Origin of the sequence: Streptomyces sp. NPDC057137 (assembly GCF_042670825.1) — a bacterium.
Classification (GTDB): domain Bacteria; phylum Actinomycetota; class Actinomycetes; order Streptomycetales; family Streptomycetaceae; genus Streptomyces.
Genome location: NZ_JBHUUW010000067.1, coordinates 24,418 through 41,849, shown reverse-complemented (window position 1 = coordinate 41,849; position 17,432 = coordinate 24,418). Strand labels below are relative to the sequence as shown.

The following is a 17,432-nucleotide window of genomic DNA, read 5'->3' as shown; positions in this document are numbered from 1 at the left end:
CCCGCCAATGGCGGGCGCCCCTCACCTTCGTCCCTGTGCGTTACGGCAGCGCCAGCATCCGCTCCAGCGCCAACTGGGCGAAGTCCGCCGTCTCCTTCTCGACCTGGATCCGGTTGATCTCCTTGCCCTCGGCGAGCGATTCGAGCGCCCACACCAGGTGCGGCAGGTCGATGCGGTTCATCGTCGAGCAGAAGCACACCGTCTTGTCGAGGAAGACGATCTCCTTGTCGTCGGCGGCGAATCGGTTCGCCAGCCGCTGCACCAGATTCAGCTCGGTGCCGATCGCCCACTTCGAGCCGGACGGCGCCTCCTCCAGCATCTTGATGATGTACTCCGTCGAGCCCACGTAGTCGGCCGCGGAGACCACCTCGTGCTTGCACTCCGGGTGGACCAGCACGTTCACGCCGGGGACCCGCTCGCGGACGTCGTTCACCGAGTCCAGCGAGAAGCGGCCGTGCACGGAGCAGTGGCCGCGCCACAGGATCATCTTCGCGTTCCGCAGCTCCTCGGCCGTCAGACCGCCGTTCGGCTTGTGCGGGTTGTAGAGGACGCAGTCCTCCAGCGACAGCCCCAGGTCCCGTACGGCCGTGTTGCGCCCCAGGTGCTGGTCGGGCAGGAAGAGGACCTGCTCGCCCTGCTCGAAGGCCCAGTTGAGGGCGCGCTCGGCGTTGGACGAGGTGCAGATGGTGCCGCCGTGCTTGCCGGTGAAGGCCTTGATGTCGGCGGAGGAGTTCATGTACGAGACGGGGACGACCCGCTCGGCTATGCCGGCGTCGGTCAGCACGTCCCAGCACTCGGCGACCTGTTCGGCCGTCGCCATGTCCGCCATGGAGCAGCCCGCGGCCAGATCCGGCAGGACGACCTTCTGGTCGTCGGTCGTCAGGATGTCCGCCGACTCGGCCATGAAGTGGACGCCGCAGAAGACGATGTACTCCGCCCCGGGGCGCGCGGCCGCGTCCTTGGCGAGCTTGAACGAGTCCCCGGTCACGTCGGCGAACTGGATGACCTCGTCGCGCTGGTAGTGGTGGCCGAGGATGAAGACCTTCTCCCCGAGCTTCTCCTTCGCCGCACGGGCGCGTGCGACCAGATCCGGGTCGGACGGCGACGGCAGGTCGCCGGGGCACTCCACGCCGCGCTCGCTGCGGGTGTCGGCCTCGCGGCCGAGCAGGAGCAGTGCGAGGGGCGTCGGCTGGACTGCGAGATCCTGACGGGCTTGGGCCGTGGTCACGTCACGCACCCTTTCTTCTCTGCGGAGGAGCCTTTTCGTCTAATTGACGTTATCAATCATAACCGCTTCACGTCACTTTGACGATGTCGATAGCGTCGATGTGACGCATTCCCGGGAGCGTGACCCGTGCCGCTCCTGAGGCGGGTGTGCGAGCATGAAGAGAGAACGACCGAGCACGACACAGCACGAACACAGCACGACAGAAGAGCGACAGAAGAACGGCAGACGAGGCGAGCGGCGGGGCCCGGAATGAATCCGCGGCTGTGCTGGTTGTAGCTGTCGGCAATGAGTCCGTACTTCCCCTGCCTCCGGCGGGGAGGCCCCACCCCGGGAGAGAAGCAGATGTCCGTATCGGACGAGACCACCACCGTGAGCGACGGCATCCTCCTGTCCGACGCCGCCGCGGGCAAGGTCAAGGCCCTGCTCGACCAGGAAGGCAGGGACGACCTCGCGCTGCGCGTCGCGGTCCAGCCCGGCGGCTGTTCCGGTCTCCGTTACCAGCTGTTCTTCGACGAGCGCTCGCTGGACGGCGACGTCGTGAAGGACTTCGGCGGCGTCAAGGTCGTCACCGACCGGATGAGCGCCCCGTATCTGGGCGGCGCCTCGATCGACTTCGTCGACACGATCGAGAAGCAGGGCTTCACGATCGACAACCCCAACGCCTCCGGTTCCTGCGCCTGCGGCGACTCCTTCAGCTGATCGCTGATCGCGGTTCGGCTCACGAGTCGTACGCCCCGTGACGGGACAGTGAAAGGCGGCGGCCCCTCGACCAGGGACCGCCGCCTTTCGCGTGCGCCGTTACCTCCGGTACTTCCGGGCTACTTCCGCAGCGGCACGGCATCGCCCGTGACCGCGTCCAGGACCTTCCGGTCCCCGAGCGGCCGGTCCAGCGTCACCTTCTCGGTGAAGACCTTGGCCATCGCGATGCACACACCGCCCTTGGGGGCGGAGTCGACCACCTCCACCCGCACCGTGGACCCGCTCTCGTCGGCCCGCAGGGAGTACTCGCCGCACACGCCGCCCGTGAAGCGCACGCTCAACGTGCTGCCGTCGGCGGTGTAGGTGTCGATCGGCGACCCCTTGTTCTCCTGGGGGTCCTGAGGGGTCCCGGGCTGCTCGGTGGGGGGCGTCTCGCCACCCTGGGTCAGATACTCGGGAAGCACCGCCGTCCGGGTGACGGTCGACGTCGGTCCGTCCCCGGCGGCCGTCACCTCGAACCACCACGACGGTACGAGCGCGGCCCGCCCGTCCACCTGCTGCGACGCCAGCCCGAAGACCGCCTCGCCCACCGGCACCGGCGTGGGCTTCGCCGGCTCCGCGCCCTTGCCCTTGGGCCCGCACGGGGTCGCGGGCTCCGGCCCGTCCTTGTGCGGCACCGCGGACGCGCAGCCACCGATCCCGCTCGTGGCCGGGGCGTTCGACGCCTCGTTGAGCAGCTTCAGCGCCTCGGCCGCGCCCACCACCGGATACTCGGCCCCCTTCGCGGGGGCCTTCAACTTCCCGCTGCCGGCCACCACTTGGCCGTCCGCGCCGATCTGGATACCGGTCGACCAGCCGTACGTCGGCAGCCCGCCGATCACCGGCGCGGCGTTCACCACCCGTACGGCGCCCATCAGTTGGCCCGCGTCGAGGGCCGCGTCCTGCTGGCCCAGCGCCTTCAGCACGGGCGCGGCGGCCTTCTTCGCGGCCTGCTCGCTCACCGGACCGGCCCCGCTCTCCGGTACGACGGGGTTGACGCCGCCCCCGCCGCCGCTCGGGCACTCCTTGCCCTTCAGGCAGTTGTCGCCGCCGGGCGAGGAACCGTAACGGCCGAACGTCCAGGTCCCGGGCGCCTGCTTGTCGACACTGAGCAGCGGGCCCGAACCGTCCTTCTGGGCCCCGACCTTCCAGGCCGTACCGGAGAGTTCCGGCGTACCGGCCACCCCGAGGGCCTCGGCGAGCCGTGCCACGTCGGCCGCGGCGACCGATCCCTCGGGGAGATGTACGGCGGCGGAGTCGGGCCCCTCGGGCAGCGTGCCGGTCGCGCGGTACTCGACGCCGTACGGGCTCGGCTCACCCGGCGCGATGCCGGGCCCGCCCGCCTCGCCGCTGCCGAGCGTCAGCGGCGGCGGAGCCGGATCGCCGCCGCGCGCGGTCGATTTCGAGCCATCGCCGCCGTCCGACGAAGCCGTGGCGAAGTAGGCACCGCCGCCGCCCACGATGAGGACGGCCGCCGCCACCGACACGATCGCGAGCGGGGAACGCCGCAACCCGGAGCGCACCGCGCCTCGTTCGTCGTCGCGTTCGTCGTCGCTGTCCTGGGGTCGTTCGGTACTGGTCACCGTCTGCTCCTTCGGCCGGATCGGCCCCGCCGTGGCCGGGACACCGGTGAGACGGGCGGCAGGAGCGCTCGGTTCCCCGCGACCGTCAGTCGCCGTATTCGGCCATGCCGTCGATCAGCCGGGCCGAGGCCGCCGGGACCGTGATGCCATGGATCAGCGACGGAGGGACGGGGGCGGGAGCGGCGGCGGCCGGCTTCACCCAGTCCGGCGCCATCCGCGCGCAGTCACCGCGCAGGTCGGCCAGGCTGGTCTCGGACTCACGTACGGCGCGCTCACGGGGGACGACGTTGTTCCTCATATACGCACCGTAAGCACGGAGGGGTCGGGAGAAAAGCCCTACTATCGGGTAGTTCTGCCGTTTGGAGGCCCCGGGACGCCGAACCGATACCGTGAGGTGTCAACCGTTCTCCTCCACAGGAGCAGTCACGCCGTGAGAATCGCAGTCACCGGCTCCATCGCCACTGACCACCTCATGACCTTCCCCGGTCGCTTCGCCGACCAGTTGGTCGGGGACCAGCTGCACACGGTCTCGCTTTCCTTCCTCGTCGACAACCTCGACGTACGCCGGGGCGGTGTCGGAGCCAACATCTGCTTCGGTATGGGCCAGCTCGGCACCGCGCCGATCCTGGTCGGCGCCGTCGGATCCGACTTCGCGGAGTACCGCGCCTGGCTCGACCGCCACGGTGTCGACACCGGGTCCGTCCGGGTCTCCGAGGTGCTGCACACCGCGCGCTTCGTCTGTACGACGGACGCCGACCACAACCAGATCGGCTCCTTCTACAGCGGCGCCATGAGCGAGGCGCGGCAGATCGAACTGAAGTCGGTCGCCGACCGCGTCGGCGGCCTCGACCTGGTCCTGATCGGCGCCGACGACCCGGAGGCGATGCTTCGCCACACCGAGGAGTGCCGCACCCGGTCCATCCCGTTCGCCGCGGACTTCTCGCAGCAGATCGCGCGGATGGACGGCGACGAGATCAGGCTGCTGCTCGACGGCGCGACGTACCTCTTCTCCAACGAGTACGAGAAGGGGCTCATCGAGTCCAAGACCGGCTGGACCGACGCCGAGATCCTGGCCAGGGTCGGCCACCGGGTCACCACCCTCGGCTCGCGCGGCGTGCGCATCGAGCGCGTCGGCGGCGACCCGATCGAGGTCGGCTGCGCGGAGGAGACGGCCAAGCTCGACCCGACCGGCGTCGGCGACGCCTTCCGCGCCGGCTTCCTGTCGGGTCTGGCGTGGGGTGTGGGACTGGAGCGGGCCGCGCAGGTCGGCTGCATGGTCGCGACCCTGGTCATCGAGACGGTGGGCACCCAGGAGTACACGCTGCGCCGGAACAACTTCATGGACCGCTTCACCAAGGCGTACGGCCACGAGGCGGCCAACGAGGTCCGTACGCACCTGGAGTAGGAGCCTTGTGCTTGTCGGCGCGTGCCGCTCCCGGGGACCTCTCCGCGGGCGGCACGCGCCTTCCGGCCAACGGCAGTTGAGGCTCAGACGAGGCGGCGCACCAGGAACGCGGTGCCGCTCCGGCCGCCGTACTCGTGGCCGCGCATCTCGCACCAGGCCGGGATGTCCAGCCGGGCGGCCTCGTCGTCGGACAGGACGGTCACCGTGCCCCCCACCGGCACGTCCCCGATCACCTTCGCCAGCTCGATCACCGGGATCGGGCACAGCTTGCCGAGCGCGTCCACGACGAGTGACTCCGCCACGTCCGGCGCCGCGACCCCGCCGCCGGGCGCCGCCGGCGCGCCGAGCCGTTCCCGTACACCCGCCACCAGCCCCGGCAGCACCTCCAGGAACCGGTCCACCTCCGCCTCGGCCGTACCGGACGGCAGCGACACCCGGACGTTGCCCTCCGAGAGCACCCCCATCGCCCGCAGCACATGGCTCGGCGTCAGCGTGCTGCTCGTGCACGAGGAGCCCGACGACACGGAGAAGTCGGCCCGGTCCAGCTCGTGCAGCAGAGTCTCCCCGTCGACATAGAGACAGGAGAAGGTGACGAGATGGGGGAGGCGGCGCACCGGATCGCCCACCACCTCGACATCGGGGACCAGTTCCGGCACCCGCGCCCTGATCCGGTCCACCAGCACGCGCAGCCTGGCCGCCTCGGCCTCGGCCTCGCCCCGTACGGCGCGCAGCGACGCGGCGGCGGCGACGATCGCCGGCAGGTTCTCGAAACCGGGTACGCGCCCCGACTCCCGCTCGTCCACCGGGCCTTGGGGCGCGAACCGGACCCCCTTGCGTACGGCGAGCAGCCCCACCCCGGCGGGCCCGCCCCACTTGTGCGCGCTCGCCGTCAGCAGCGACCACGCCCCGTCCACCGGCCCCCACCCCAGCGACTGCGCGGCGTCCACCAGCAGCGGCACCCCGGCCGCCCGGCACGCCTCGGCGACGGCCGCGACCGGCTGCACCGTGCCGACCTCGTGGTTGGCCGACTGGAGGCAGGCCAGCGCCGTGTCGGGGCGCAGGGCCGCCGCGTACGTCTCCGGGGACACCGCCCCCGTACGGTCCACCGGAACCTCCGTCACGGCCGCGTCGGCCCCGTCGGTGACCCGCGTGTGCGCGGCGTGAAGCACCGACGAGTGCTCGACCGCCGAGACCACCACATGGCCGCCGACACGCCGACGGCCCGCGAGCGATCCGGCCATTCCCGAATGGACCGCGTACGTCCCCGAAGGAGTGAAGACAAGTTCGTCGGGGCGGCAGCCCACCGCCTCCGCCGCGGCCTCGCGCGCGGCGTCCAGCAGCAGCCTGGCCCGCCGCCCCTCCCGGTACAGCCTGCCCGGATCGGCCCAGCCCTCGTCCAGGGCGGCTTGCAGGGCCTGGTGTGCGACGGGGTGCAGCGGGGCGGAGGACGCGGAGTCGAAGTAGGCCACGCCGCCACGCTAATCCTTGCCCTCCCTACCGAGACCGCGCCCCGGTCGGCCAAGACGTTCGCGCCGTCTGGAGGGGCCGTCAGAAGCGCCCCGGAGCCGGTCATTCCACCCCTTCGGGGTGCCGGACGGCGCGTTGGGCACCCTCCATGCGCGACCCCAAATTGCGTCCAGTAGGGTTTGGTCCGCATAAACATCCAAACCCCTGCCCGCGTCAGGGCCGGCGACCGACCGTGACGGCCGCAGCCGGCTGTGCGGGCGAGACTCTCGGGAAGGCGCTACGTGAGTCCCAACGGCTCCGACCGCTCGTCGCGGCGCCCGATGCGGCGGAAGCTGCCGCAGGTGCTGACTGCGGGCCTGATCCTCGCGACCGCCACCGGTTGCACATACAGGGATTTCCCCCGCCTCGGAATGCCCACACCGGTGACCGAGGAGGCCCCCAGAATCCTCTCCCTCTGGCAGGGCTCGTGGGCGGCAGCGCTCATCACGGGCATCCTGGTGTGGGGGCTGATCGTGTGGAGTGTCATCTTCCACCGGCGGACCCGCACCAAGGTGGAGGTACCTCCACAGACCCGTTACAACATGCCCATCGAGGCCCTGTACACGGTCGTTCCGCTCATCATCGTCTCGGTGCTCTTCTACTTCACCGCGCGTGACGAGTCGAAGCTCCTCTCTCTTGAGGACAAGCCGGCCCACACCGTGAACGTGGTCGGCTACCAGTGGAGCTGGGGCTTCAACTACGTCGAGAACGTGGACGGCGAGACCTCCACCGGCGCCGAGGTTCCCAAGGAACTCGGCGACATCCCCCAGAAGTTCCAGGACGACTTCCCCGCCGGTGCCGAAGGCGTCTACGACGCCGGAATCCCGGGCACCAAGAATCCCCAGAACGGCAACCCGGGTCCGACCCTGTGGCTGCCGAAGGGGGAGAAGGTCCGGTTCGTCCTCACGTCACGTGACGTCATCCACTCCTTCTGGGTCGTGCCGTTCCTGATGAAGCAGGACGTCATCCCGGGTCACACCAACGCCTTCGAGGTGACTCCCAACCGGGAGGGCACCTTCATGGGCAAGTGCGCCGAACTGTGCGGTGTGGACCACTCCCGGATGCTCTTCAACGTCAAGGTCGTCTCCCCGGAGCGTTACCAGCAGCACTTGAAGGAGCTGGCCGACAAGGGGCAGACCGGCTACATCCCGTCGGGCATCGAGCTGACGGACCCGGCCAGGAATGCGGAGAAGAAACAACTGTGAGCATCCTCAACGAACCCAAGGGTGCCGCCGTAGCAACTGACGACTCGTACGCGAACGAGTTGCCGGTACGGCGCAAGCAGCCCGGCGCTGTCGTCATCAAGTGGCTGACCACCACCGATCACAAGACGATCGGCACGCTCTACCTGGTCACGTCGTTCGTCTTCTTCTGCATCGGTGGTGTGCTCGCGCTCTTCATGCGCGCCGAGCTGGCCCGTCCCGGCACGCAGATCATGTCGAACGAGCAGTTCAACCAGGCGTTCACGATGCACGGCACGATCATGCTGCTGATGTTCGCGACGCCGCTGTTCGCCGGTTTCGCGAACTGGATCATGCCGCTGCAGATCGGCGCGCCCGATGTGGCGTTCCCGCGGCTGAACATGTTCGCCTACTGGCTCTATCTGTTCGGCTCGCTCATCGCGGTGGGCGGTTTCATCACCCCGCAGGGCGCGGCGGACTTCGGCTGGTTCGCGTACTCCCCGCTGTCGGACGCGGTCCGTTCACCGGGCATCGGCGCCGACCTGTGGATCATGGGTCTGGCCCTCTCCGGCTTCGGCACGATCCTCGGCTCGGTCAACTTCATCACCACGATCATCTGCATGCGCGCGCCCGGCATGACGATGTTCCGGATGCCGATCTTCTGCTGGAACGTGCTCCTGACCGGTGTGCTGGTCCTGCTCGCCTTCCCGGTGCTGGCCGCCGCGCTCCTCGCCCTGGAGGCCGACCGGAAATTCGGTGCGCACATCTTCGACGCCGCCAACGGCGGCGCGTTGCTGTGGCAACACCTGTTCTGGTTCTTCGGGCATCCAGAGGTGTACATCATCGCCTTGCCCTTCTTCGGGATCATTTCCGAGATCATTCCGGTGTTCAGCCGGAAGCCGATGTTCGGCTACATCGGGCTCATCGGCGCGACGATCGCCATCGCCGGCCTGTCGGTGACGGTCTGGGCGCACCACATGTATGTGACGGGCGGCGTACTCCTACCGTTCTTCTCCTTCATGACGTTCCTGATCGCGGTACCAACGGGTGTGAAGTTCTTCAACTGGATCGGCACGATGTGGAAAGGCTCGTTGTCCTTCGAGACACCGATGCTCTGGACCATCGGCTTCCTGGTCACCTTCACCTTCGGTGGTCTGACGGGCGTCATCCTGGCCTCGCCGCCGATGGACTTCCACGTCTCCGACTCGTACTTCGTCGTCGCGCACTTCCACTACGTCGTCTTCGGCACGGTGGTGTTCGCGATGTTCGCCGGCTTCCACTTCTGGTGGCCGAAGATGACGGGCAAGATGCTGGACGAACGGCTCGGGAAGATCACCTTCTGGACGCTGTTCATCGGCTTCCACGGCACGTTCCTGGTGCAGCACTGGCTGGGAGCGGAAGGCATGCCACGGCGGTACGCGGACTACCTCGCGGCCGACGGCTTCACCGCGCTGAACACCATCTCCACGATCAGCTCGTTCCTGCTGGGCATGTCGGTCCTGCCGTTCTTCTACAACGTCTGGAAGACCGCCAAGTACGGGAAGAAGGTCGAGGTGGACGACCCGTGGGGCTACGGGCGTTCACTCGAATGGGCGACTTCCTGCCCGCCGCCCCGGCACAACTTCCTCACACTGCCGAGGATCCGCTCCGAATCCCCGGCGTTCGACCTGCACCACCCGGAGATCGCGGCGCTCGAACACCTTGAGAACGACGGACAGAAGGACGCCGCTCTGCTCGGTGGAAAGAAGGTCGGCAAGTGAAGGTCCAAGGCTGGATGTTCCTCTGGCTGAGCCTCTTCATCCTCGTTGTCGCCGGTGTGTACGGCGTGTGGTCGAAGGAGCCCGTCGGCACCACCGCGCTCTTCCTGGCGTTCGGTCTGAGCCTCATGATCGGCTTCTACCTGGCCTTCACGGCCCGGCGGGTCGACGCGATGGCGCAGGACAACAAGCAGGCCGACGTCGCGGACGAGGCCGGCGATGTGGGGTTCTTCTCCCCGCACAGCTGGCAGCCGCTCTCGCTGGCCATCGGCGGGGCGCTCGCGTTCCTCTCCATCGCCATCGGCTGGTGGCTGCTGTTCTTCTCCTTCCCGGTACTCCTGGTCGGCCTGTGGGGCTGGGTCTTCGAGTACTACAACGGTGAGAACCAGAACCAGTAGCCGAAACGGCGGCGGACAGCCGTCACCGAGACAAGGGCCCGGCTCCCCCTCACCCCTGAGGAGGATCCGGGCCCCTCGTTTGCAGTCACACAGCGCGCCGTAACCGGACATTCTTCATAACGTGTGCATATGAACCACACGCCGCGCTTTCGCACCGTTCTCGGCTGCACTCTGCTGGTCCTGTCCCTCGGGGCGGTAGCGACCGGCTGTGGCGCCTCGGACGGCCACCCGCTGTCCGGGAAGCCCTACGACGCAGCCGATCAGGTCTCCCTCAACGCGCCCAAGGGCGACACCAAGGCGAACCCCGACAAGCCTCTGGAAGTCGTCGCCAAGGGTGGCGACGGACGGATCACCGACGTGACCGTCACGGACGCCGTCGGCCACCACCTGGCGGGCGAGCTGGCCGCCGACGGCGGCCGCTGGCACTCCACGGCGCCGCTGGCCGCCGGTGCCCGCTACACGGTCAAGGTCTCCACGGAGGACGAGGACGGCGCTCCAGGCAGCCGTACGCTCACTTTCGAGACGTCCTCGGTGCAGCGGAACCTGAGCGTCAAGTTCGGCCCGCAGGCGGGCAAGTACGGCGTCGGCCAGCCCATCACCGCGGAGCTCAGCTCGCCGGTCAAGGACAGGGACGCCAGGGCCGTCGTCGAACGGGGCCTCAAGGTCCGCTCCAGCCCCGCCGCGGAGGGCTCCTGGCACTGGGTCGACGACAAGACCCTGCACTTCCGGCCCAAGGAGTACTGGCCCGCCAACGCCACCGTCAACGTCAGCAGCACCCTCGACGGCATCAAGGTGGGGAACAAGCTGTACGGCGGCCCGGTGAAGCCCCTCAAGATCACCACCGGCGACCGGCTCGAAGCCATCGCCGACGCCGGTTCCCACCACATGACGGTGATGCGCAACGGCGAGGTCATCAACACGATCCCGGTGACCACCGGCAAGCCCGGCTTCTCGACCCGTAACGGCATCAAGGTCGTGCTGGAGAAGCAGCAGTTCGTACGGATGCGCGGCACCAGCGTCGGCATCGCGGCCGGCAGCAGCGAGTCGTACGACCTGCCCGTCTACTACGCCACACGCGTCACCTGGAGCGGTGAGTACGTGCACGCCGCCCCGTGGTCCGTAGGCTCACAGGGGTCGGCGAACGTCAGCCACGGCTGTGTCGGCATGTCCACCGACAACGCCGAGTGGTTCTTCGACACCGTCCGCCAGGGCGACATCGTCAAGGTCGTCAACAGCGGTGGCGAGGACATGGATCCGTTCGGAAACGGCTTCGGCGACTGGAACCTGGACTGGGACAAGTGGCGCCAGGGCAGCGCCCTGGTCGCCGGGACCAAGGACGGCGGCGGCCCGGTGGAAGCCGCCCGGCTCCGTCCGCAGGTCTGACACGGGCCGGGTGACCGGACCGGGTGGAGCCGTCAGGCCTCCACGGCGAGCCTGGTGCGCAGCAGCGCGGCCAGCGCCTCCGGGAAGCCCACCGGCTCCACCGGCAGCGTCACAGCGGTCTCGGCGCGGCTCCAGGTGGCCAGCCAGGCGTCCTGCGGGCGGCCCATCAGCAGCAGCACGGGCGGGGAGTTGAAGATCTCGTCCTTGATCTGCCGGCACAGGCCCATGCCGCCGATGGGGGTGGCCTCGCCGTCGAAGACACACGCGTCGACGCCGCCCTTGTCGAGCACCTTCAGTACGGCGTGCATCGTCGCGCACTCGATGTACTCGACGGGCGGCAGGTCGGCGGCCGGCCTGCGGCCCGCTGCCGTCCGCACCTGCTCGCGGGTGTTCGCGTTGTCGCTGTAGATCAGGACCGTGGCGGTCGGCTGCATTGTTCCTCCGTGACATCCGTCGTGACATCCGCGTCTGCGAGGGCTTCGGGGCCCGGGCCCCGTCGACCCGCTGCGCGGATGCTACTCCGTCGGACACCATGTCAGCACGGGTCCCGGCCCTCCCGCGATGGGCCGTTCGGTCCTGGCTCGCGTCCCGTCCGAAGTGGCTGACACTCCGAATGGCACCCCCGGGAGTGAGGGCGGGATAAGCGACCGACATAATGTCGGTCGTGGCGACAGCAACGACAGTAGAAACCGGGCACGCGCACCCGACGGTCAATCGGCCGAACCTCACCAGTGTCGGAACCATCATCTGGTTGAGTTCCGAGCTGATGTTCTTCGCGGCCCTCTTCGCGATGTACTTCACCCTCCGGTCGGTGACAGGGGCGGCGTTCTGGTCGGAGAAGGCCGATTCGCTGAACATCCCGTTCTCCGCGGTGAACACCACGATCCTGGTGCTCTCCTCACTCACCTGCCAGCTCGGCGTCTTCGCCGCCGAGCGGGGCGACGTGAAGAAGCTCCGCTCGTGGTTCACGATCACGTTCGTGATGGGTGCGGTCTTCATCGGCGGTCAGATCTTCGAGTACACGGAGCTCGTCAAGCACGAGGGCCTCTCGCTCTCGTCCGACGCTTACGGCTCCGCGTTCTATCTGACCACCGGCTTCCATGGTCTGCACGTGACAGGCGGTCTGATCGCCTTCCTGCTGGTTCTCGGCAGAACGTACGCGGCCAAGAGGTTCACCCACGAGCAGGCAACCGCCGCCATCGTCGTGTCCTATTACTGGCACTTCGTCGATGTCGTCTGGATCGGCCTCTTCGCCACGATCTACCTGATCAAGTAGCGGGCCACAGCGCCCGACGCGCTTGCACACACCGTCCAGAAGCACCGACGCAGAAGATCCTGACACCGGGGTAATCCGTGAAAAAGCTCTCCGCACGACGACGCCATCCGTTGGCGGCGGTCGTCGTCCTACTCCTCGCGCTGGCGGCCACCGGGGGGCTGTACGCCGCGTTCGCGCCCGCGGGCAAGGCACAGGCAGACGACACCGCCCAGTCCCTCGCCATCGACGAGGGCAAGAAGCTGTACGCCGTTGGCTGCGCGAGCTGCCACGGCGTCGGTGGTCAGGGCACCTCCGACGGCCCGTCGCTGACCGGCGTCGGCGCCGCCGCCGTGGACTTCCAGGTCGGCACCGGCCGGATGCCGGCGCAGCAGCCCGGCCCGCAGGTACCCAAGAAAAAGGTCATTTACGACCAGAAGGAGATCGACCAACTCGCGGCGTACGTCGCCTCGCTCGGCCCCGGTCCCTCCATCCCGACCGCCGAGCAGTACAACCCGGAAGGCGCGGACTCCGCCAAGGGCGGTGAACTGTTCCGTTCGAACTGCGCCCAGTGCCACAACTTCGGTGGTGAGGGCGGCGCGCTGACGAACGGCAAGTACGCGCCGGGGCTTGAAGGGGTATCCAACAAGCACCTGTACGAGGCGATGCTGACCGGTCCGCAGAACATGCCCTCGTTCCCCGACTCGACGATGCCCGAGGAGCAGAAGCGGGAGATCATCAAGTACATCGAGGACGTGAACGGTGACGAGTCGTCGAACCCCGGCGGTCTCAAGCTCGGTGGCATCGGCCCCGTCAGTGAGGGCCTGTTCTCCTGGATCATCGGTCTGGGCCTGCTGATCGCAGTCGCCATCTGGACCGCGGCGCACACCGCTAAGGCCAAGAATTCATGAGTAGCAACCGGATTTCAGACGAGAACCTGCCGGCTGAGCAGGAACCCGCGCACGCCGAGGTCGAGCGTGCCGACGACCCGTTCGCCAACCCCGGCATGCCGGCCCACCGGCCGCGTATCCAGGACATCGACGAGCGGGCGGCCAAGCGCTCGGAACGCACGGTGGCGGGGTTCTTCACGCTGTCGATGCTGGCCACGATCGGCTTCATCGCCTCGTTCGTCGCGTTCCCCATCGAGAAGATCGTGTACATCTGGCCGTTCGGTCATGTGAGCGCGCTCAACTTCTCGCTGGGGCTGACGCTCGGAGTCGCCCTCTTCGCCATCGGCGCGGGCGCGGTCCACTGGGCGCGCACCCTGATGAGCGACGTGGAGATCGTCCAGGAGCGTCATCCGATCGAGGCCACCCCCGAGGTCGCCGCGAAGGCGAAGGAGGACTTCCTCCTCGGCTCCGCGGAGTCCGGCTTCGGGAGGCGCAAGCTGATCCGCAACACGATGTTCGGCGCGCTGGCCCTGGTGCCGCTCTCCGGCGTGGTCCTGCTGCGCGACCTCGGTCCGCTGCCCGAGGACAAGCTCCGCAAGACGTTCTGGAAGAAGGGCTTGATGCTCATCAACCAGAACACGAGCGAGCCGCTGCGTCCCGAGGACGTCACCGTGGGGTCGCTGACCTTCGCCCAGCCCGAGGGGCTGGACGACCACAACGAGAACTTCAACAATGAGATCGCCAAGGCGGCTCTCATGATCGTTCGCATTCAGCCCGAGGACATCAAGGACAAGCGCGAACTCGAGTGGTCGCACGAGGGCATCGTCGCGTACTCCAAGATCTGCACCCATGTCGGCTGTCCCATCAGCCTGTATGAGCAGCAGACGCACCACGTGCTCTGCCCGTGCCACCAGTCCACCTTCGACCTCTCCGACGGCGCCCGCGTCATCTTCGGCCCGGCCGGTCACGCGCTTCCGCAACTGCGGATCGGTGTGAACGAAGAGGGTTACCTCTACGCGCTCGGCGATTTCGACGAGCCCGTCGGTCCGTCCTTCTGGGAGCGCGGATGAGTACTGCGTCTGACGAAAAGAGCCGCCAGGCACCCGCGGGAGAGCGGGTCGCCGACTGGGCGGACGGTCGCCTCGGGATCTACGGCGCGGCCAAGGGCATGGTGCGGAAGGTCTTTCCGGACCACTGGTCGTTCATGCTGGGCGAGATCGCCCTGTGGAGTTTCGTCGTCATCATCCTCACGGGTGTGTATCTGACGCTGTTCTTCCACCCGAGCATGAACGAGGTCGTGTACGACGGCAGTTACGTGCCGATGCAGGGTGTCCGGATGACCGAGGCGTACGCCTCGACGCTGGACATCAGCTTCGACGTCCGCGGTGGTCTGCTGATCCGGCAGATCCACCACTGGGGCGCGCTGATCTTCGTGGCCGCGATGTTCGTGCACATGATGCGCGTCTTCTTCACGGGCGCGTTCCGCAAGCCCCGTGAGATCAACTGGGTGTTCGGGTTCCTGCTGTTCTTCCTGGCACTGCTCACCGGACTCACCGGGTACTCACTGCCGGACGACCTGCTGTCCGGCACCGGTGTGCGCTTCGCGCAGGGCGCGATCCTGGCCATCCCGATCGTGGGCACGTACATCTCGATGTTCCTGTTCGGCGGGGAGTTCCCCGGCCATGACATCGTGGCGCGGTTCTACTCCATCCACATCCTGCTTCTTCCGGGCATCATGCTCGGGCTCGTGGTGGCGCACCTGATCCTGGTCTTCTACCACAAGCACACGCAGTTCGCCGGTCCCGGCAAGACCAACAACAACGTGGTCGGCGCGCCGTTCCTGCCGATCTACATGGCCAAGGCCGGCGGCTTCTTCTTCCTGGTCTTCGGTGTCATCACGATCATCTCGGCCATCGCCACGATCAACCCGGTGTGGGCCATCGGCCCGTACCGCCCGGACATGGTCTCCACCGGAGCACAGCCGGACTGGTATCTGGGCTTCTCCGAGGGTCTGATCCGAGTGATGCCCGGCTGGGAGATCAACCTCTGGGGTCATACGCTCGCACTGGGCGTGTTCATCCCGTTCACGGTCTTCCCGTTGGTCCTGGTGATCCTCGCGGTCTACCCGTTCGTGGAGTCCTGGGTCACCGGCGACAAGCGCGAGCACCACATCCTGGACCGGCCGCGCAACGCGCCGACCCGGACCGCCTTCGGTGTGGCGTGGCTGACCGTGTACTTCGTCCTGCTCGTCGGCGGCGGAAACGACATCTGGGCCACCCACTTCCATCTGTCGATCAACACGATCACCTGGTTCGTCAGGATCGCGGTCTTCGTCGGCCCGGTCGTCGCGTTCGTGATCACCAAGCGGTTCTGTCTGGGACTTCAGCGCCGCGACGCCGAGAAGGTGCTGCACGGACGCGAGTCCGGCATGATCAAGCGGCTGCCGCACGGTGAGTTCGTGGAGGTCCACCAGCCGCTGAGCCAGGGAGAGCTGCACTCGCTCACCGCTCACGAGCAGTACAAGCCGGCCGAGATCGGGCCGACTGTCGACGAGAACGGTGTCGAGCGCAAGACCTCTCCGGTGGAGAAGCTGCGGGTCAAGCTGAACAAGGGCTACTACGGCGAGGGAAACCAGATTCCCAAGCCGACGGCCGAGGAGTACAAGGAGATCACGAGCGGCCACGGCCACCACTGATCACCTGATGTACGTGGGCCCCGGCCCGGCTCCCTTCGGGGGACCGGGCCGGGGCCTTCGTACGTCCCGGGTACGGCTCCGGCGGCCCGGCTGTCCGCAGTTCGGTCAGCGGGTCTTGGATCGCGGTCGACGCCGATAGGCTGGCGCCTGGCAGCACGGGTCAGAAGGCCGTGCACCCGTCCACAGATCCCCAGGAGCGAGCATGAGCAGCGCTGTTGCACCGGCCGGAGGCGACACCCTGGCGGCTCGTTCCTGGCCGGGTGTACTGAACTCGCTGCTGCGCGGCCAGGATCTCGACGCCGGGGCCACGGCCTGGGCCATGGACCGCATCATGAGCGGCGAGGCCACCGACGTACAGATCGCGGGTTTCGCCGTCGCGCTGCGCGCCAAGGGCGAGACCGTGGACGAGGTCTCGGGACTCGTACGCGCGATGTACGAGCACGCCAAGACCATCGAGGTGCCCGGCGCCACGGTCGACGTCGTCGGCACCGGCGGCGATCTCGCCAAGACCGTCAACATCTCCACGATGGCCGCGATCGTCGTGGCCGGGGCGGGCGGCAAGGTCGTCAAGCACGGCAGCCGCGCGTCGTCGTCCGCGAGTGGTGCCTCCGACGTGCTGGAGAAGCTCGGCGTCAATCTGGAGCTGACGCCGCAGCGGGTCGTGGAGGTCGCCGAGGAGGCGGGCATCACGTTCTGCTTCGCGGTGAAGTTCCACCCGGCGCTGCGGTACGCGGCCAAGGCCCGCAAGGAGCTGGGCGCGCAGACCACGTTCAACATCCTGGGACCGCTCACCAACCCGGCGCGGGTCCGCGCCCAGGCGGTCGGCGTGGCGGACCTCCGGATGGCGCCGATCGTGGCCGGTGTGCTCGCCGAGCGGGGCAACTCCTCGCTCGTCTTCCGCGGTGACGACGGTCTGGACGAGCTGACCACGACCGCCACTTCACACGTATGGGTGGTTCGGGACGGCCAGGTCACGGAGCAGGCCTTCGACCCCAGGGACATCGGCCTGGAGCTGGTTCCGGTCGAGGCCCTGCGGGGCGCGGACGCGTCGTACAACGCGGACGTCGCGCGCCGGCTGCTGGCCGGTGAGACCGGCCCCGTACGGGACGCGGTCCTGCTGAACGCGGCGGCGGCGCTGGTGGCGCTGGAGCCGGCCGACGGCACACTGAACGACCAGCTCGCGGCGGGATTCGCGCGGGCGGCGGCAGCGGTGGACTCGGGCGCGGCGAAGCAGGCGCTGGAGCGCTGGGTGGCGGCGAGCAACGCGTAGTGGCAGGCGCCGGCCGAGGACGGCCGGTGGCCGGTTCGTCCTCGACCGCCGGACGGGCTCGATCGCGCCCGTCCGGCGATCGAGGACAGGCGCGGCCCATGAGCCGCGCACCGCGGCGTGTCCCGTATCGCGGACGCCGTCTGGGC

General features: G+C 68.2%; 16 protein-coding genes. 11 read left to right on the top strand and 5 right to left on the bottom strand.

Features of this window, described 5'->3' with window-relative positions; genetic code table 11:
• Positions 1-40 precede the first annotated feature (40 nt).
• On the bottom strand, positions 41-1,228 hold the full coding sequence (gene nadA, locus ACFT9I_RS33745) for a quinolinate synthase NadA (protein ID WP_382570816.1): 1,188 nt from the start codon (positions 1,226-1,228) through the stop codon (positions 41-43).
• A 342-nt stretch (positions 1,229-1,570) separates the two neighbouring features.
• Between nadA and ACFT9I_RS33740 the strand changes: the two genes are divergently transcribed.
• Positions 1,571-1,927, top strand: coding sequence for an iron-sulfur cluster assembly accessory protein (locus tag ACFT9I_RS33740; RefSeq protein ID WP_023542295.1), 357 nt, complete (start codon positions 1,571-1,573; stop codon positions 1,925-1,927).
• A 119-nt stretch (positions 1,928-2,046) separates the two neighbouring features.
• Here the strand turns inward: ACFT9I_RS33740 and ACFT9I_RS33735 are convergent, their stop codons facing one another.
• Positions 2,047-3,549: a hypothetical protein gene (locus ACFT9I_RS33735; protein ID WP_382570813.1), complete on the bottom strand. Its 1,503-nt coding sequence runs from the start codon at positions 3,547-3,549 to the stop codon at positions 2,047-2,049.
• A gap of 85 nt (positions 3,550-3,634) precedes the next feature.
• The gene (locus ACFT9I_RS33730) at positions 3,635-3,847 is read right to left on the bottom strand and encodes a hypothetical protein (RefSeq protein ID WP_382570810.1); all 213 of its coding nucleotides are present in this window, start codon (positions 3,845-3,847) and stop codon (positions 3,635-3,637) included.
• Between the two features lie 132 nt (positions 3,848-3,979).
• Between ACFT9I_RS33730 and ACFT9I_RS33725 the strand changes: the two genes are divergently transcribed.
• The gene (locus ACFT9I_RS33725; RefSeq protein WP_382570807.1) at positions 3,980-4,954 is read left to right on the top strand and encodes a carbohydrate kinase family protein; all 975 of its coding nucleotides are present in this window, start codon (positions 3,980-3,982) and stop codon (positions 4,952-4,954) included.
• Positions 4,955-5,037: 83 nt separating this feature from the next.
• Here the strand turns inward: ACFT9I_RS33725 and ACFT9I_RS33720 are convergent, their stop codons facing one another.
• Positions 5,038-6,423 carry a cysteine desulfurase/sulfurtransferase TusA family protein gene (locus ACFT9I_RS33720; protein ID WP_382570804.1) on the bottom strand — a complete coding sequence of 462 codons (1,386 nt, stop codon included), beginning with the start codon at positions 6,421-6,423 and terminating at the stop codon, positions 5,038-5,040.
• Between the two features lie 279 nt (positions 6,424-6,702).
• On the opposite strand from ACFT9I_RS33720, the gene coxB reads away from it, so the two are divergent.
• From coxB to ACFT9I_RS33700, 4 genes are all read left to right on the top strand, one after another.
• Entirely contained in the window at positions 6,703-7,665 is a 963-nt protein-coding gene (gene coxB, locus ACFT9I_RS33715; RefSeq protein ID WP_382570802.1) for a cytochrome c oxidase subunit II, read from the top strand.
• Positions 7,662-9,401, top strand: a complete 1,740-nt coding sequence (gene ctaD, locus ACFT9I_RS33710) for a cytochrome c oxidase subunit I (protein ID WP_382570800.1) — start codon at positions 7,662-7,664, stop codon at positions 9,399-9,401. The genes coxB and ctaD overlap by 4 nt, the downstream gene beginning before the upstream one ends.
• A complete protein-coding gene (locus ACFT9I_RS33705; RefSeq protein ID WP_382570797.1) occupies positions 9,398-9,796 on the top strand; it encodes a cytochrome c oxidase subunit 4 in 399 nt (132 codons plus the stop codon). The genes ctaD and ACFT9I_RS33705 overlap by 4 nt, the downstream gene beginning before the upstream one ends.
• Positions 9,797-9,925: 129 nt before the next feature.
• Positions 9,926-11,179, top strand: a complete 1,254-nt coding sequence (locus tag ACFT9I_RS33700; RefSeq protein ID WP_382570794.1) for an Ig-like domain-containing protein — start codon at positions 9,926-9,928, stop codon at positions 11,177-11,179.
• Positions 11,180-11,211: 32 nt separating this feature from the next.
• Here ACFT9I_RS33700 and ACFT9I_RS33695 read toward each other — a convergent pair whose 3' ends face one another.
• On the bottom strand, positions 11,212-11,613 hold the full coding sequence (locus ACFT9I_RS33695) for a hypothetical protein (protein WP_382570792.1): 402 nt from the start codon (positions 11,611-11,613) through the stop codon (positions 11,212-11,214).
• Between the two features lie 221 nt (positions 11,614-11,834).
• Between ACFT9I_RS33695 and ACFT9I_RS33690 the strand changes: the two genes are divergently transcribed.
• From ACFT9I_RS33690 to trpD, 5 genes are all read left to right on the top strand, one after another.
• Positions 11,835-12,455 carry a heme-copper oxidase subunit III gene (locus ACFT9I_RS33690; protein ID WP_382570790.1) on the top strand — a complete coding sequence of 207 codons (621 nt, stop codon included), beginning with the start codon at positions 11,835-11,837 and terminating at the stop codon, positions 12,453-12,455.
• 77 nt (positions 12,456-12,532) lie between these two features.
• Positions 12,533-13,342: a c-type cytochrome gene (locus ACFT9I_RS33685; RefSeq protein ID WP_382570788.1), complete on the top strand. Its 810-nt coding sequence runs from the start codon at positions 12,533-12,535 to the stop codon at positions 13,340-13,342.
• Positions 13,339-14,391 carry a Rieske 2Fe-2S domain-containing protein gene (locus ACFT9I_RS33680; RefSeq protein ID WP_382570786.1) on the top strand — a complete coding sequence of 351 codons (1,053 nt, stop codon included), beginning with the start codon at positions 13,339-13,341 and terminating at the stop codon, positions 14,389-14,391. The genes ACFT9I_RS33685 and ACFT9I_RS33680 overlap by 4 nt, the downstream gene beginning before the upstream one ends.
• Positions 14,388-16,016 carry a cytochrome bc complex cytochrome b subunit gene (locus ACFT9I_RS33675; protein ID WP_382570783.1) on the top strand — a complete coding sequence of 543 codons (1,629 nt, stop codon included), beginning with the start codon at positions 14,388-14,390 and terminating at the stop codon, positions 16,014-16,016. Before ACFT9I_RS33680 ends, ACFT9I_RS33675 begins: the two co-directional genes overlap by 4 nt.
• 202 nt (positions 16,017-16,218) lie before the next feature.
• On the top strand, positions 16,219-17,286 hold the full coding sequence (gene trpD / locus ACFT9I_RS33670; RefSeq protein ID WP_382570781.1) for an anthranilate phosphoribosyltransferase: 1,068 nt from the start codon (positions 16,219-16,221) through the stop codon (positions 17,284-17,286).
• The last annotated feature ends 146 nt before the right edge of the window (positions 17,287-17,432 follow it).